The sequence below is a fragment of the Cellulomonas avistercoris genome, from assembly GCF_014836445.1.
GTDB classification, from domain to species: Bacteria; Actinomycetota; Actinomycetes; order Actinomycetales; family Cellulomonadaceae; genus Cellulomonas; species Cellulomonas avistercoris.
On sequence record NZ_JACSQV010000010.1, the window covers coordinates 111,307 to 125,344 of the forward strand.

At 75.9% G+C, this 14,038-nt stretch carries 14 protein-coding genes; 9 read left to right on the forward strand and 5 right to left on the reverse strand.

From position 1 onward, the window contains the following. Positions 1 to 12: 12 nt before the first annotated feature. Together H9657_RS12625 and galE are read left to right on the forward strand one after the other, a co-directional pair. On the forward strand, positions 13 to 786 hold the full coding sequence (locus H9657_RS12625; RefSeq protein ID WP_191783765.1) for a uracil-DNA glycosylase: 774 nt from the start codon (positions 13 to 15) through the stop codon (positions 784 to 786). Between the two features lie 77 nt (positions 787 to 863). Continuing rightward, positions 864 to 1,847, forward strand: a complete 984-nt coding sequence (gene galE / locus H9657_RS12630) for a UDP-glucose 4-epimerase GalE (protein WP_191783766.1) — start codon at positions 864 to 866, stop codon at positions 1,845 to 1,847. Here galE and H9657_RS12635 read toward each other — a convergent pair. Further along, the gene (locus H9657_RS12635) at positions 1,831 to 2,688 is read right to left on the reverse strand and encodes a hypothetical protein (RefSeq protein ID WP_191783767.1); all 858 of its coding nucleotides are present in this window, start codon (positions 2,686 to 2,688) and stop codon (positions 1,831 to 1,833) included. The genes galE and H9657_RS12635 overlap by 17 nt on opposite strands. 146 nt (positions 2,689 to 2,834) lie before the next feature. Here H9657_RS12635 and H9657_RS12640 point away from each other — a divergent pair, with 146 nt between their 5' ends. Genes H9657_RS12640 through H9657_RS12655 form a run of 4 tightly spaced genes read left to right on the forward strand, consistent with a single transcriptional unit; the run spans position 2,835 to position 6,359 of the window. After that, positions 2,835 to 4,073 (forward strand): glycosyltransferase family 39 protein, encoded by a 1,239-nt coding sequence (locus H9657_RS12640; RefSeq protein ID WP_191783768.1) that lies wholly within the window; start codon positions 2,835 to 2,837, stop codon positions 4,071 to 4,073. Further along, entirely contained in the window at positions 4,070 to 4,831 is a 762-nt protein-coding gene (locus H9657_RS12645; RefSeq protein WP_191783769.1) for a glycosyltransferase family 2 protein, read from the forward strand. Before H9657_RS12640 ends, H9657_RS12645 begins: the two co-directional genes overlap by 4 nt. After that, positions 4,828 to 5,691 (forward strand): ChbG/HpnK family deacetylase, encoded by an 864-nt coding sequence (locus H9657_RS12650; protein ID WP_191783770.1) that lies wholly within the window; start codon positions 4,828 to 4,830, stop codon positions 5,689 to 5,691. Before H9657_RS12645 ends, H9657_RS12650 begins: the two co-directional genes overlap by 4 nt. After that, a complete protein-coding gene (locus H9657_RS12655; RefSeq protein ID WP_191783771.1) occupies positions 5,688 to 6,359 on the forward strand; it encodes a class I SAM-dependent methyltransferase in 672 nt (223 codons plus the stop codon). The genes H9657_RS12650 and H9657_RS12655 overlap by 4 nt, the downstream gene beginning before the upstream one ends. A gap of 25 nt (positions 6,360 to 6,384) precedes the next feature. Here the strand turns inward: H9657_RS12655 and H9657_RS12660 are convergent, their stop codons facing one another. The 3 genes from H9657_RS12660 to H9657_RS12670 form a co-directional block, all read right to left on the reverse strand. Next, positions 6,385 to 7,044 carry an NAD(P)H-binding protein gene (locus tag H9657_RS12660; protein WP_191783772.1) on the reverse strand — a complete coding sequence of 220 codons (660 nt, stop codon included), beginning with the start codon at positions 7,042 to 7,044 and terminating at the stop codon, positions 6,385 to 6,387. Further along, positions 7,044 to 7,934, reverse strand: a complete 891-nt coding sequence (locus H9657_RS12665; protein WP_191783773.1) for an SDR family oxidoreductase — start codon at positions 7,932 to 7,934, stop codon at positions 7,044 to 7,046. The genes H9657_RS12660 and H9657_RS12665 overlap by 1 nt, the downstream gene beginning before the upstream one ends. 88 nt (positions 7,935 to 8,022) lie before the next feature. Beyond that, on the reverse strand, positions 8,023 to 8,439 hold the full coding sequence (locus H9657_RS12670; protein ID WP_191783774.1) for a CBS domain-containing protein: 417 nt from the start codon (positions 8,437 to 8,439) through the stop codon (positions 8,023 to 8,025). Positions 8,440 to 8,577: 138 nt separating this feature from the next. Between H9657_RS12670 and H9657_RS12675 the strand changes: the two genes are divergently transcribed. Both H9657_RS12675 and H9657_RS12680 read left to right on the forward strand, forming a co-directional pair. Beyond that, positions 8,578 to 12,228, forward strand: a complete 3,651-nt coding sequence (locus tag H9657_RS12675; protein ID WP_191783775.1) for a TM0106 family RecB-like putative nuclease — start codon at positions 8,578 to 8,580, stop codon at positions 12,226 to 12,228. 68 nt (positions 12,229 to 12,296) lie between these two features. Further along, positions 12,297 to 12,722: a hypothetical protein gene (locus H9657_RS12680; RefSeq protein WP_191783776.1), complete on the forward strand. Its 426-nt coding sequence runs from the start codon at positions 12,297 to 12,299 to the stop codon at positions 12,720 to 12,722. A 41-nt stretch (positions 12,723 to 12,763) separates the two neighbouring features. On the opposite strand, the gene H9657_RS12685 is transcribed toward H9657_RS12680, so the two are convergent. Then, positions 12,764 to 13,855 carry an RDD family protein gene (locus H9657_RS12685; RefSeq protein WP_318241473.1) on the reverse strand — a complete coding sequence of 364 codons (1,092 nt, stop codon included), beginning with the start codon at positions 13,853 to 13,855 and terminating at the stop codon, positions 12,764 to 12,766. On the opposite strand from H9657_RS12685, the gene H9657_RS12690 reads away from it, so the two are divergent. Beyond that, entirely contained in the window at positions 13,839 to 14,024 is a 186-nt protein-coding gene (locus H9657_RS12690; RefSeq protein WP_191783777.1) for an antitoxin, read from the forward strand. The genes H9657_RS12685 and H9657_RS12690 overlap by 17 nt on opposite strands. The last annotated feature ends 14 nt before the right edge of the window (positions 14,025 to 14,038 follow it).

Consider the following 14,038-nt stretch of genomic DNA (forward strand, 5'->3'; position numbering starts at 1 on the left):
GGGGGCGGTGCCGTGAGCCCGGGCCCTGCGAGCCGCACGTCGCCCGCGGACGTGCCCGGCTCCGCCGCGGACGTCGTCCGCGCGGCGGCAGCGGCGCCCGACCTCGACGCGCTCGCCGCCGTCTGCACGACGTGCCGCGCGTGCCCGCGCCTGGTCGCGTGGCGCGAGGCGAGCGCGGCCGACCCGCCCGCGCGGTACCGCGGGCAGACGTACTGGGCCCGACCGGTCCCCGGGTTCGGCGACCCGGACGCGCGCGTCGTGGTCGTCGGCCTGGCGCCCGCCGCGCACGGCGCCAACCGCACGGGGCGGATGTTCACGGGCGACCGGTCCGGGGACTTCCTGTTCGCCGCGATGCACCGCGTCGGCATGGCGTCGCAGCCCACGTCGACGTCCGCGGACGACGGCCTGACGCTGCACGACGTGCGCGTCACGGCGCCCGTGCGGTGCGCTCCCCCGGCCAACGCGCCGACGCCCGCCGAGCGCCGCACGTGCGGCCCGTGGCTGGCCCGGGAGATCGAGCTGGTCGCGCCGCGCGTCGCCGTCGTGCTCGGCGGGTTCGGGTGGCAGGCGCTGCTGACGACGCTGGCCGAGCAGGGCTGGGCCGTGCCCCGCCCCCGCCCCGCGTTCGGCCACGGCGTCGAGGTCACGCTGCGGCACACCACGCAGGCGCGCGAGCTCACGCTGCTGGGGTGCTACCACGTGAGCCAGCAGAACACCTTCACCGGACGGCTCACGCCCGCGATGCTCGACGCGGTCCTGCGCCGCGCCCGGGACGTCGTGCGCTGAACTTCATCCTGCAGGGCCAGGGTTGTCCCCCTGTGGGATGACCCGCCACCGTATGTCCCGCCCCTACGCTCGCGGCCGTGAAGGTGCTGGTGACGGGCGGGGCCGGCTACATCGGTGGACACGTCGTGGACGCGCTGCTGCGCAGCGGGCGCGAGGTCGTGGTGGTCGACGACCTCTCGACCGGCCGCGCCGACCGCGTCCCGGACGTGCCGCTCGTGCGCGTCGACCTGGCGACGTCCGCGTCGGTGGACGTGCTCGTCGAGGCGATGCGCCGCCACGCCGTCACCGCCGTCGTGCACCTCGCCGGCCGCAAGAAGGTCGCCGAGTCGGTCGCGCGACCCGAGTGGTACCGCGTGCAGAACGTGGGCGGCACGGCGCACGTGCTCGCGGCCATGACGACGGCCGGTGTGCGCCGGCTCGTGTTCTCGTCCTCGGCCGCGGTGTACGGCAGCCCGGACGTCGCGCTCGTCGACGAGGGCACGCCGACCGACCCGATCAGCCCGTACGGCGCGACGAAGCTCGCGGGCGAGGTGCTCGTCGCCGCGGCGGTCGACCACGGTGTGCGGTCGTTCTCGCTGCGGTACTTCAACGTCGCCGGCGCCCGCTCGTGGGTGCTGCGCGACGACGAGGAGGCGAACCTCGTCACGACCGTGCTGGGCCGTCTGGCGCGCGGCGAGGCGCCGCAGGTCAACGGCACCGACTACCCGACGCCCGACGGTACGTGCGTGCGCGACCTCGTCGACGTGCGCGACGTCGCCGACGCGCACGTCGCCGCGCTGCTGGCGCTCGAGACCGCGTCCGCGACGACCGCCGAGGTCCTCAACGTGGGGACGGGTGCGGGCGCGTCGGTGCGGGAGGTCGTCGAGCGGCTGCGCGCGCTCGACGGGTCCGACCTGCCGGTCGAGGAGCTCCCGCGGCGCGTCGGGGACCCCGCGGTCGTCGTCGCCGCGGTCGACCGCGCCCGCTCCCGGCTCGGCTGGCAGGCCACCTACGGCCTGGACGACGTGCTCACCAGCGCGTGGGGGGCCGCGCGCGGCGCCCAGGTCACCCGTGGGCGCTGAGCGCCTCGGGTTCGACGATCGCGTCCGCGGCCCCGAAGCGGGCGACCGTGAGCGCCCCCGCGAGCACCAGCCCGAACGCCACGGCGGCCAGCACCCCGCGCCCGGGCAGCGCGCGGTCGCCCACGAGCAGCAGGCCGAGCAGCGCACCCAGGCACGTCTCGGTCGCGACGGTCGCGGCGGTCACGGCGACGACGGGCGCACGACGCAGCGCGAGCGCCGTCAGGCCGAGCGCCAGCACACCGCCCAGGCCGCCGGCCCACAGCGCGGGGTCGAGCAGCAGCCGTGCGGGCCGGGACAGGTCCACGACGTGCGCGGCGAGCGCGAGCAGCGCGTAGCCGCAGCCCGCGGCGACCGCGAGCGCGAGCCCCGTGCGGGTCGACGGCGGACGCGCGGCGACGCGCCACCCGGCCACGCCCAGCACGAGGGCGGCGACGAGCAGCCCCAGCGGCACGCCCGCCCGGGGCGCCGCGACGGGCGCGGGCGCGACGCTGAGCGCCAGGCCCACGAGGCCGACGCCGAGCGCCACGAGGCCCCACGCCTCGCGACGGCCGAACCGCGCGCCGAGCACGAGCACCGCGAGCACGGCGGCGACCGCCAGCCCGGAGGCGCGTCCCGCCTGGACGAGGAACAGCGGCAGCGAGCGCAGCGCCAGGAACGACAGGCCGAACCCGAGGACCACCAGCGCGAGCGCCGCGAGGTAGGCGGGCGACGCCAGCAGGCGGCGGACCATGGTGGCGCCCAGGCCCGCGTCGTGCGGCAGCCGCCGCGCGGCGACCGCCTGCAGCACGACCGCGGCACCCGAGCACAGCGCGGCACCCGCGACGGCGAGCAGACCCGTCACCCGACACCTCCGTCCGATCGACCCGAGTGGCGCACATCACCCGGTCGTGGCCCAACCTTCCGGGGCGCCGGAGCGTCTTACCTTATGTGCGCGACGTCCGCCACCGGGCGCGTCCGGACCGAGGGGCAGGGGTGCAGGTGGCGGTCGTGACGCAGCACGCGACGCCCGCCGACGCGAGCGTCGGCCGGGGGTCCGACCGACGCTACGTGTGGGCCGTGGCAGGGGTCTTCACGGGTCTGGTGGTCGCGCTCTCGATGGTCGTCGCGCTCGCGACGCGCGCGCAGCGGCGCACCGACCCCGAGCTGGCCGGACCGGCGTGGCTCGACGGCTGGTTCCAGTACGACAGCGCCTGGTACCTGGGGATCGCGCGCAACGGCTACTTCTACAGCCCCGGCCAGCAGTCGCCCGTCGCCTTCTTCCCCGCCTACCCGATGAGCGTGCGCGGGCTGACGGAGGTGCTGGGCGACGAGCAGGTCGCAGGCCAGCTGCTCACGGTGCTGTGCGGCCTGGCCGCCGTCGTCCTGTTCGCCCTGTGGGTGCGGCGCCGGCTCCCCCGGCGCTCCGCCTTCATGGCCGTCGCGGCCGTGCTGCTGTACCCGTACGCGTTCTTCCTCTACGGCCCGATGTACGCCGATGCGCTGTTCATGCTCAGCGCCGTCGCGGCGTTCGTGCTGCTGGAGCGGCGCTGGTACCTCGCGGCGGGGATCGCCGGTGCCGTCGCGACCGCGGGGCGGCCGGTCGGGGTCGCCGTGGCCGTGGGGCTCGTCGTGCGGACGCTCGAGATGCTCGCGGAGGACCGTCGGGCCCGCCGCGACGCCGCGGAGACGGACGACGCGCCACGTCCCGGCTGGCGCGACGTGGTCGCCGCCGTGCGGGACGTGCGCCCGCGGCACCTCGGCGTGCTCGCGTCGGGCCTCGGGCTCGCCGGGTGGTGCGTGTGGCTGTGGGTCGAGTTCGGGCACCCGCTCGCGTTCGTCGAGGTCGAGTCCGCACCGGGCTGGAACCAGGGCGTCGGGCCGCGCACGTGGTTCAAGGTCATCTTCCTCGGAACCCTCCTCAAGGGGCCGTACGACATCGCGCTGCTGCTGACGCTGCAGGCGGTCGCGTGCCTGTGCGCCGTGCTGCTGCTGCGACGCGTCCAGCGGCTGTTCGGCTGGGGGTACGCCGCGTTCGCGGCGGTCGTCCTGCTCATCCCGATCGTCGGGACCAAGGACTTCATGGGCACCGGGCGCTACGTGCTGGTGGCGTTCCCCGTGATGGCCGCTGCGGGCGAGTTCCTGGCGACCCGCCACCAGCGGTGGGTCGCGCCCGTCGTCCTCACGGTGTGCGCGGTCCTGCTCACGTCGCTCACGTTCCTGTTCGGCAGAGGGGTGGCAGTGTCATGACGTCCACACGTGGGCCCGGTCCGGTGGGGCGCATCTCCGTCTTCTTCCCGATGTGGAACGAGGAGGAGTACATCGAGCGGGCCGTGGCCGCCGCGTCGGTGACGTGCCGCGAGCTGCTCGCGTCCGGCGACGTGCTCGACTACGAGATCATCGTGGTCGACGACGCGTCGACGGACCGCACGCCCGAGCTCGCCGCGGCCCTCGCGGAGGAGGACGAGCACGTGCGCGTCGTGCGCCACCCGGTCAACCGCAAGCTCGGCGGGTCGATGCGCTCGGGCTTCGAGGCCGCCAAGGGCGACGTCGTGCTCTACACCGACGCCGACCTGCCGTTCGAGATGCGCGAGCTGGTGCGCGCGCTGCGGGTGCTGCAGACGTACGAGGTCGACATCGTCAGCGCGTACCGCCTGGACCGCACGGGCGAGGGCCCGCGGCGGGCCGTCTACTCCTTCCTCTACAACGGGCTGGTGCGCGCGATGTTCGGCACCCGGGTGCGCGACGTGAACTTCGCGTTCAAGCTCGTGCGGCGCGAGGTGCTCGACCACGTCGCGCTGCGCAGCGAGGGCTCGTTCATCGACGCCGAGCTGCTGGTGCGGGCGCAGAAGGCCGGGTTCGAGGTCCTGCAGATCGGCGTCGACTACTTCCCGCGCACGCGGGGCGTGTCCACGCTGTCGTCCCTCGGGGTGATCCGCACGATGCTCGGGGAGATGTGGGGCCTGCGGCGCGAGCTGCGGTCGCTGCCGGCGCGGCCCACCACGTGACGCGCCTGCTCGTCGTCACGGCCGACGACCTCGGCCTCACTCCCGGCGTCAACGAGGCGGTGCGACGCGCCCACGTCGACGGGGTCGTCACCGCGACGTCGCTGCTCGCGGTCGGTACCGCGTTCGACGACGCCGTGCGCGTGCTGCGGGACCACCCGGCGCTCGAGCTGGGCGCGCACCTCGCGCTCGTCGGCGAGGACCCGCCGCTGCTGTCGGCGCGCGAGGTCCCCACGCTCGTCGACCGCGACGGGCGGTTCCCGCTGAGCTACCGCACGGTCGTGGCGCGCGGCGCGGCGGGACGCATCGACCCCGACGACGTGCGCCGCGAGCTGGGCGCGCAGCTCGAGCGCGTCCAGGGCGCCGGCCTGCCCGTGACGCACCTCGACACCCACCAGCACACGCACCTGTGGCCCGTCGTCGGGCGCGTCGTCACCGAGCTCGCGCTGGCCGCGGGCATCGGTGCCGTGCGCCTGCCGCGCAGCCGCGCGCTCGGTGCGGCGGGGGCCGGCGTCGGCGTGCTGGGCGTCGGGCTGCGCCGCCGGCTGGCGCGCGCGGGCCTGACGACGACCGACGACTACGCGGGCCTCGACGAGGCGGGTGCGATGGACGAGGACCGGCTGGTCGCGACGCTCAGGTCCGCCGCCGCGCGCGGCGCCCGCACGCTCGAGGTCAACACCCACCCCGGCGTCGCGGACGACCCCCAGGCCGGGCGGTTCGCGTGGGGCTACCGGTGGGCGGACGAGCTCGCCGCGCTGACGTCGCCGCGCACCCGCGCGCAGGTCGACGCGTGCGGCTACCGGCTGACAGGCTTCGCCGCGCTGGGCGCGAGCGACACGCACCACCCGGAGGGACGCGCATGACCGGACGACGGCCCGACGCCGCGGGGCGCGCAGCGCTCGACCTTTACCGCGACGCCCCGTGGCAGGAGCGCGCGCACGTGCACGTGCGCTGGTGGAGCGCACCGTTCCGCCGCCTCGTGCGTCTGCTGCCCGACGACGGCCGCGTGCTGGAGATCGGCTGCGGGCACGGCCTGTTCAGCGCCTACGCCGCGCTGGACCGCCCGGGCCGGCACGTCGTGGGCGTCGACATCGACGCCGGCAAGATCACCGCCGCCGCGGGGGCCGCCGCGCGCGTGCCCAACCTCGAGCTCGCCGTGGCCCCCGACGGCGCCGTGCCCCCGGGGCCGTGGGCCACCGTGGTCGTCGTCGACGTGCTGTACCTGCTGCCCGCCGACGCGCAGCGCCGCCTGCTCGCGGCGGCCGCGGCCCAGGTCTCGGCGGGCGGGCGGCTCGTCGTCAAGGAGATGGGCGCCTCCCCCGCGTGGAAGGTCCGCTGGAACCGCTGGCAGGAGACCCTGTCGGTGCGCGTGCTGCGCCTCACCGAGGGCTCGACGACGTTCACGTTCGTCCCGCCCGACGTCATGGCCGGCTGGCTGCGCGACGCGGGGCTGACGGTGACGGCCACGCGCCTGGACGCGTGGCGCGTGCACCCGCACCACGTGCTCGTCGGGGAGCGGACGCCCGGCTGAGGACGGCGCGCCCGTCGTCGCCCGCTCAGGCGCCGACGGCCGCCGCCAGCGCGTCGGCTACCGGGGTGTCTCCCCCGACCAGCTCCCACTGGTGACCCACCGTCGCGTCGTCGAGGAGCACGGCGGCGATCACCGCGGCGACGTCGGCGCGCGGGATCTCGCCGCGCTCGACGTGCTCGCCGAGCGTGACGCGTCCCGTGCCCTCGGCGTCGGTCAGGCCGCCCGGCCGCAGGATCGTCCAGCGCAGGTCGGTCTCCCGCAGCGCGTCGTCCGCGTCGCGCTTGGCGACGACGTACGCCGCCCACACGGCGGCCATGTCGTCCGTGATCGGCTCGTCGACCCCGATCGCGGACACCTGGACGAAGCGTCGGACACCCGCCCGGCGGGCGCCCTCCTGCGACTTGAGCGAGCCCTCGAGGTCGACGCTGCGCTTGCGCCCGGCGTTGCCGTCCGGGCCGGCGCCGGCCGCGAACACCACGGCGTCGGCGCCGGCCATGACGGCCGCGAAGTCGTCGGCGTCGGACGCCTCGATGTCCAGCAGCGCAGGCTGCGCGCCCAGCGCCGCGAGCTCGTCGGCGTGCTCCTGGCGACGGACCAGCGGCACCACCTCGTCACCCCGCGCGACCAGCAGCGGCGCGAGCAGCCGCGCGACCTTGCCGTGGCCGCCGACGACGACGACCCGCATCAGGACCGCCCACCGGTGACGAGGATGCGGTCACCGGTGACGTACGAGGACTCCTGCGACGCGAGGAAGACGTAGGCCGGCGCGAGCTCGGCCGGCTGCCCCGCGCGGCCCAGCGGCGTGTCCGCACCGAAGTCGTCGACCTTCTCGGGGTCCATGGTCGCGGGGATCAGCGGGGTCCAGATGGGCCCGGGGCACACCGCGTTGACGCGGATCCCGTCCTCCGCGAGCTGCTGCGCGAGACCCTTGGTGAAGTTGTAGATCGCGGCCTTGGTCGAGGCGTAGTCGAGCAGCGGGGGGCTGGGGTCGAACGCCTGGATCGAGGACGTGTTGATGATCGCCGCGCCGCTGGTCAGGTGCGGCAGCGCCGCCTGCGTGATCCAGAACATCGCGTACACGTTGGTCTTCAGGACGCGGTCGAGCTGCTCGGTCGTGATGTCGAGCAGGCCACCCGTCTGGGCCATCTGGTAGGCGGCGTTGTTGACGAGGACGTCGAGCCCGCCGAACGCCTCCACCACGCGGCCGGGCAGCGAGCGCGCGTGCTCCTCGTCCCGGATGTCGCCGGGCAGCAGGAGGCCGCGGCGGCCCGCCTTCTCGATCCACGACAGCGTGACGCGCGCGTCGTCCTCCTCCTCCGGAAGGTAGGAGATGGCGACGTCGGCCCCCTCGCGCGCGAACGCGATGGCCACGGCACGCCCGATCCCGGAGTCGCCGCCCGTGATGAGCGCGCGCCGGCCCTCGAGGCGCCCGGAGCCGCGGTACGACTCCTCGCCGTGGTCGGGCTCCTGCTGCATGTCGTCGGTCAGCCCGGGGTGCGGGATCTGCTCGGCGCCGTGGGTGCCGGGGTCGGGCTGCTGCGTCGTCGGGTCCTGGGGTGTCGTCTGGTCGGCCATCGCTCCATGGTGAAGGGGTGACGGCGGACCGGCATCCCGAGACGCCCGCCCGGCGCGGCGCGGCGGACGGGCCCCTCGGGGGCGCGGCTCAGTCCTGCGCGGGCGCCTCGGAGATCTCCGCGAGCGCCGAGGTGGGGTCGAGCTCCGCGGCGAGGTCGCCGATCGTGAGCACGCCGACGGCCTGGCCGCCCTCGACGACGGGGACCCGCCGGACGGCCCGCTCGCGCATGATCCGGACGACGTCGGCGACGTCGTCGTCGGGCCCGACCGTCACGATCTCCTCGGTGGCCAGCTGGCCGACCGGCGCGTCCAGGCCGATGCCCTCGGCCAGGCCGCGGACCACGAGGTCGCGGTCGGTGACGATGCCGACGACCGTGCCGTCCTCGGCGACGACGAGCGAGCCGATGTCCTGCGTGGCCATCGTCTGCGCGACGGCGCGCAGCGTGTCGGTGACCTCGACGACCGTGGGGTGGGGCGTCATGAGCTCGGAGACCGTGCGGGGCATGGGTGTCCTCCTCGTGCTGCGACCTGCGGGCGGGGTGCGCCCGCGGGCGGCGGGGGCGCCGCCCGGCGTCCACGGTCCGTCACGACGGGCCGGGGCGCATCTCGGGAGCATGTCGGTGGGCACCCGTAGCCTGCCGGTGTGATCCTGCTCGACGACGGCACCCTGACGTACTCCGCGAGCGACCTGACGGCCGCGGCGCAGTGCGAGCACGCGGTGCTGCGCGCGCTCGACGCACGCCTCGGCCGGGGCCCGCAGGTGCAGCCCGACGCCGACGTGGTGCTGGCCCGCGTGTCGCACCTGGGCGACGAGCACGAGCAGCGCGTGCTGCGCGGGATGGTCGCGCGGTACGGCGTGTGGCGGCCCGGCGGGCGCGGCGGTCTCGCGCAGGTGCCCGCGACGCGCGACCCGGGCTCGCGCGCGCACCTCGAGGCCGCGCACGCCGCGACCCTGGACCGGCTCGCGTCCGCGGACGTCGTGCACCAGGCCGCCTTCTTCGACGGGCGCTTCGTCGGACGGGCCGACTTCGTGGTCCGCGAGGAGGACGGCGCGTGGTCGGTGCGGGACGCCAAGCTGGCACGCAACGCCCAGCCGACGGCGCTGCTGCAGGTCGCGGCGTACGCCGACCAGCTCGTGCGGGCCGGCCTGCCCGTGGCGCGCCACGTCGAGCTGGTCCTGGGTGACGGCGCGGTCACGCGGCACGCGGTCGCCGACCTCGTGCCCGTCTACCGCGAGCGGCGCGTCCGGCTGCAGGAGATGCTCGACACGCACCGCGCGCAGGACGGGCCCGTCGCCTGGGGCGACGACCGGTGGGCGGCGTGCGGCCGGTGCTCGTCGTGCACGGCCGAGCTCGAGGCGCGGCGCGACGTCACGCTCGTGGCGGGCGTGTACGAGCGGCAGCGGACGGCGCTCGTCGCGGCGGGGATCACGACGATCGACGCGCTCGCGGCCGCACCCGACGACCTCGAGGTCGAGGGGCTGAGCCCCGCGGTCGTCGAGAAGGCCCGGCTGCAGGCCCGCCTGCAGGTCGAGCAGGAGGCACGCAACCCCGACCCCGCGCACCCGGGCGACGTCCCGTGGGCCGTGACCCACCCCGAGCGGATCGCGGAGCTGCTGCCGCCGGCCGACCCCGGGGACATCTTCTTCGACTTCGAGGGCGACCCCCTCTGGTACGACGCCGCGCTGGCGGGCGAGCCGGACGCGTGGGGCCTGGAGTACCTGTTCGGGGTCGTCGAGAACCCGCCGGAGCCGGACGTCGAGGCGCCGTTCGTCGCGTTCTGGGCGCACGACCGCGCGGCCGAGCGGGTCGCGCTGCGCGAGTTCCTCGCCTACCTCGCCGCGCGCCGCGAGCAGTTCCCCGGCATGCACGTCTACCACTACGCGGCCTACGAGAAGTCGACGCTGCGACGGCTCGCCGGGCGCCACGGCGAGGGTGAGGCGCAGGTCGACGCGCTGCTGCGCGAGGGCCTGCTGGTCGACCTGTACGCCGCGGTGAAGGCCGGCGTGCGCACCGGGCAGCGGTCGTACTCGCTCAAGAAGCTCGAGCCGCTCTACATGGCGACGGGCCGCGGCGACGGCGTGACGAACGCGGCGGACTCGATCGTCGAGTACGCGGAGGCGGTCGCGGCGCGCGACGCGGGACGCCTCGACGACTGGAACGAGCGCATCAAGGCCATCGAGGTCTACAACCACTACGACTGCGACTCGACGCTCGGCCTGCGCGACTGGCTGCTCGCGCGCCTCGCCGAGGCCGGGGTCGCGCCGTCGCGCGCCGTCGTTCTCGACCCCGAGGCGGCGGCCCGGGCGGCCGAGCTCGGTGCGCCCGACCCGCTCGAGGACGACCTGCTCGCGATCGCGGGGCCCGGCCCGGGCGAGGGCGTCGTGCGCACCCCCGCGCGGCAGGCGGTCGCGCTGGTCGGTGCGGCCCTGCGCTACCACCAGCGCGAGGACAAGCCCTACTGGTGGGGCCACTTCGACCGGCTCTCGGCGCACCCGTCGGACTGGACCGAGAGGCGCAACGTCCTGCTGGTCGACCGCCCGGGGTCCGTCGAGGTCGTGACGGACTGGCACCTGCCGCCGGGCAAGAAGGTCGAGCGGCGCGTGCTGCGCATGACGGGGCGCCTCGAGCCCGGCAGCGACCTGCGCGCGGGTGCGCAGGCCGTCGGGCTGTACGAGCCGCCGCTGCCGGAGTGCGTCAAGACGTCGGTGGACGGGCCGCGCGGCTGGTGCGAGCGCATGACGGTCCTCGACGTCGCCGCCGAGGTGGACGGGCCGCGGCCCCATGACGTGCTGCTCGTCGAGGAGACGCGACCGCGCGGCTCGGACGCCTTCGCGGAGCTGCCGATGGCGCTCGCACCCGCCGGGCCGCTCGCCACCGGGCCGCTGCGCGACGCGATCCGCGGGCTCGCGCAGCGGGTGCTCGACGCCGCGACGTCCCTCGACGCGGGGACGGGTGACGTCCGGCTGCCGCGCGCCGCGGTCCTCGACCTCGCGCGCCGCACCCCGCCGCGCACCCGGTCCGGCCGGCCGCTGCCGCCGGCCGACGGCGACCTGGTCGACGTCCTCACGCGTGCGGTGCTCGACCTCGACGACTCCTACCTCGCCGTCCAGGGGCCGCCCGGGACGGGCAAGACGTTCACGGGTGCCCGCGTGATCGCCGCGCTCGTGGCCCGCGGGTGGCGCGTCGGCGTCGTCGCGCAGTCGCACGCCGTGGTCGAGAACATGCTGCGCGGGGTCGCCGCGGCGGGTGTCGCCCCGGAGGCGATCGCCAAGAAGGCGCCCGGTGCGTCGGACGGCAGGGTCGCGGACCCGGCCGCGCCGTGGACGTGGGTGCCCGACGCGGGGTTCGGTGCCTTCTGGGCCGCGCGTCCCGGTGGCGCGCCCGGTACCGGCGCCGTGCTGGGCGGCACGGCGTGGGACCTCGTCAGCACCAAGCGCCGCCCGGCCGAGCCCCTCGACCTGCTCGTGGTCGACGAGGCCGGGCAGTTCGCGCTCGCCAACACGTTCGCGGTCGCCGGCGCGGCCCGCAACCTGCTGCTGCTGGGCGACCCGCAGCAGCTGCCGCAGGTCAGCCAGGGCACGCACCCCGAGCCGGTCGACCGCAGCGCGCTCGGCTGGCTCACCGACGGGCACGACACCCTGCCCGCCGACCTCGGGTACTTCCTGCCGGTGACCTACCGGATGCACCCCGAGCTGTGCGCGGCGGTCTCGACGCTCGCGTACGAGGGCCGGCTCGTGGCCGCGCCCGACGCGGCCGCGCGGTCGCTCGACGGGATCGCCGCGGGCGTGCACGGCGTGCTCGTCGACCACGAGGGCAACGCCGTCGCGTCACCCGAGGAGGCCGAGGTCGTCGTGCGGCTCGTCACGGACCTCGTGGGGCGGACGTGGCGCGACCCGCGCGCCGCCGAGCCCGCACGGCCGCTGACGCCCGCCGACGTGCTGGTCGTCGCGGCGTACAACGCGCAGGTGTGGACGGTCCGGCGCGCGCTCGACGCGGCCGGGTTCACCGCGACCCGCGTCGGGACCGTCGACCGGTTCCAGGGTCAGGAGGCACCGGTCGTCCTCGTGACGACGGCGGCGTCGTCCCCGGCGCAGGTGCCGCGCGGGCTCGACTTCCTGCTCGACCGCAACCGGCTCAACGTCGCGGTGTCGCGCGGGCAGTGGGCGGCGTTCGTCGTCCGCTCGACGCACCTGACCCGCACGCTGCCGCAGCGGCCCGAGTCGCTCGAGCGGCTGGGCGCCTTCGTCGGCCTGACCACGCGCTCGGTCGTGGAAGCGCCCCCGGGGCCGTAACGTCGGGGCTGGACAGCTGCACAGGACGCGGCACGGCAGGGCGCGTCCGGGACGAGGCGGAGGAACGCATGGGCGTGGACGAGGAGTTCGAGCGGGTGCGCACGTCGCTGCGCCTCGAGGAGCAGGCCCTCGCGCGGGAGTTCGACCAGATCGACGCCGAGGCGCGAGCCACGGTCGACGCGAGCGTCGAGCACGTGCGCACGCAGCTCGCGACGCAGGCCGACCGCATCCGTGAGGCGATCGCGCAGCAGCGCGAGGAGGTCGAGGCCCGAAGCCGAGAGCTCCGCGAGGAGGTCGAGGCCGAGGAGGTCGAGGCCCAGGAGGTCGAGGCCGAGGACGCCACGCCGACCGAGGAGGTCTCCCCCTCGGACGGCACCGACCCGGCCGACGAGCCCGACGTGGTCACCTCGTCCGGCACCACCGAGGTCGAGCAGGTCAGCGCGGCGACGGACGAGCCGGGCCAGACCATCGGGGACGTCGAGCGCGGCGACTGACCCGCGGCGACCGGCGCCCGGGGGCCGACGACCCCGGCGCGTCAGCGCACGTCGCGCAGGACGAGCGCGTGCGCGAGCTTGTCGGCGAACGTCTGGCGCCGGGCGTCCCACAGCGGCCAGAGGTAGCCGAGGTACAGCGGCACGCTGTTCACGACGTTGCCGACGTCGCGGACGAACGCCCACCACATCCCGAGCGGCAGCTGCGTGCCCTCGCCCACCGTGCGCAGACCCACGATGCGCTTGCCCCACGACTGCCCGCGGCGTCCCTGCAGGACGACGCGGTTGACGAACCACAGCACGAGCGTGACGAGCGCACCGACGCCGAACGCGTTGAAGCCCTCGGCGCTGGGCAGCAGCACGGGCCGCCCGTCCATGTCCAGGGTGGTGGTCATCGTCGACTGCGCGTAGACGGCACCCGCGAGGTAGGGCGTCGCGACGATGAGCTGGTCCAGGAGCGACGCGAGCACGCGCCAGCCCCAGTGCGCCGGGGCGCCGGACGGCTGCCACCCGCCCGCGGGCGCACCCGGGGTCCAGCCGGCCGCGGGTCCCGCGACGGCGGCCGGCGGCAGGCCGAGCACGACGGGAGCAGCGGGCGCGGAGTAGGCAGGCGTCGGCGTCCCGAAGCGCGACACCCCGGCGCCACCCCAGCCGGTCGCAGCCGGTGCGGCCCACGCGGGGGTCGTCGTCCCGTCGGCCGGCTCGGGCTCGGGCACCGGGTCGCCGGGGAGCCACGCCTCCGCCGTCGGCGGGAGCCAGGACGCCGCGGCTCCGGCGGCACCGCCGGACGCGCCACCGGCAGTGGTTCCGGGCGTCGCGGGAGCGGCGGGCGCGTGCGCCAGCGACAGCTCCGGCACCGGGCGCGTGTGGTCCGTCCAGTCCCGTCCGTCGAACCAGCGCTGGACGTCACGCGTCACACCGTCGTCGTACCACCCGGGTCCGGGCGCGCCTGCAGTCGTCACGTCCCTGCACATCGGCATCTTCCCCGGCGAACCTGAGCCGGGAGCGGAAGAATGTTGCTCCCACCTGCTCACCTGCGCGCGTCGAGCCGCGCGCTGTGACCGGGGGCACACTGGGAGCAGGGCCGGCGCACGGCCCCGGAGACGGATGGAGGACCCGATGGGTCTCGACGACATGGTGAACAAGGCCAAGGGCGCGCTCAGCGGCCGCGAGGAGCAGGCCAAGGACGCCCTCGACAAGGCGGCCGACGCGGTCAAGGCCCGCACCGACACCGGCACGGACGCGACGATCGACAAGATCGTCGACGCGGCAAAGGACCAGCTGGACCGCCAGAAGAAGTCCTGACGCCATACCCGCAA

Excerpts from the sequence above, each read along its gene's own strand:
- H9657_RS12660 (WP_191783772.1), bottom strand. The coding sequence starts at position 7,044 with ATGCGGGTCGTCGTCGTCGGCGGCCACGGCAAGGTCGCGCGGCTGCTC.
- H9657_RS12645 (WP_191783769.1), top strand. The coding sequence starts at position 4,070 with ATGACGTCCACACGTGGGCCCGGTCCGGTGGGGCGCATCTCCGTCTTC.
- H9657_RS12680 (WP_191783776.1), top strand. The coding sequence starts at position 12,297 with ATGGGCGTGGACGAGGAGTTCGAGCGGGTGCGCACGTCGCTGCGCCTC.
- H9657_RS12690 (WP_191783777.1), top strand. The coding sequence starts at position 13,839 with ATGGGTCTCGACGACATGGTGAACAAGGCCAAGGGCGCGCTCAGCGGC.
- H9657_RS12655 (WP_191783771.1), top strand. The coding sequence starts at position 5,688 with ATGACCGGACGACGGCCCGACGCCGCGGGGCGCGCAGCGCTCGACCTT.
- H9657_RS12685 (WP_318241473.1), bottom strand. The coding sequence starts at position 13,855 with ATGTCGTCGAGACCCATCGGGTCCTCCATCCGTCTCCGGGGCCGTGCG.
- H9657_RS12670 (WP_191783774.1), bottom strand. The coding sequence starts at position 8,439 with ATGCCCCGCACGGTCTCCGAGCTCATGACGCCCCACCCCACGGTCGTC.
- H9657_RS12665 (WP_191783773.1), bottom strand. The coding sequence starts at position 7,934 with ATGGCCGACCAGACGACACCCCAGGACCCGACGACGCAGCAGCCCGAC.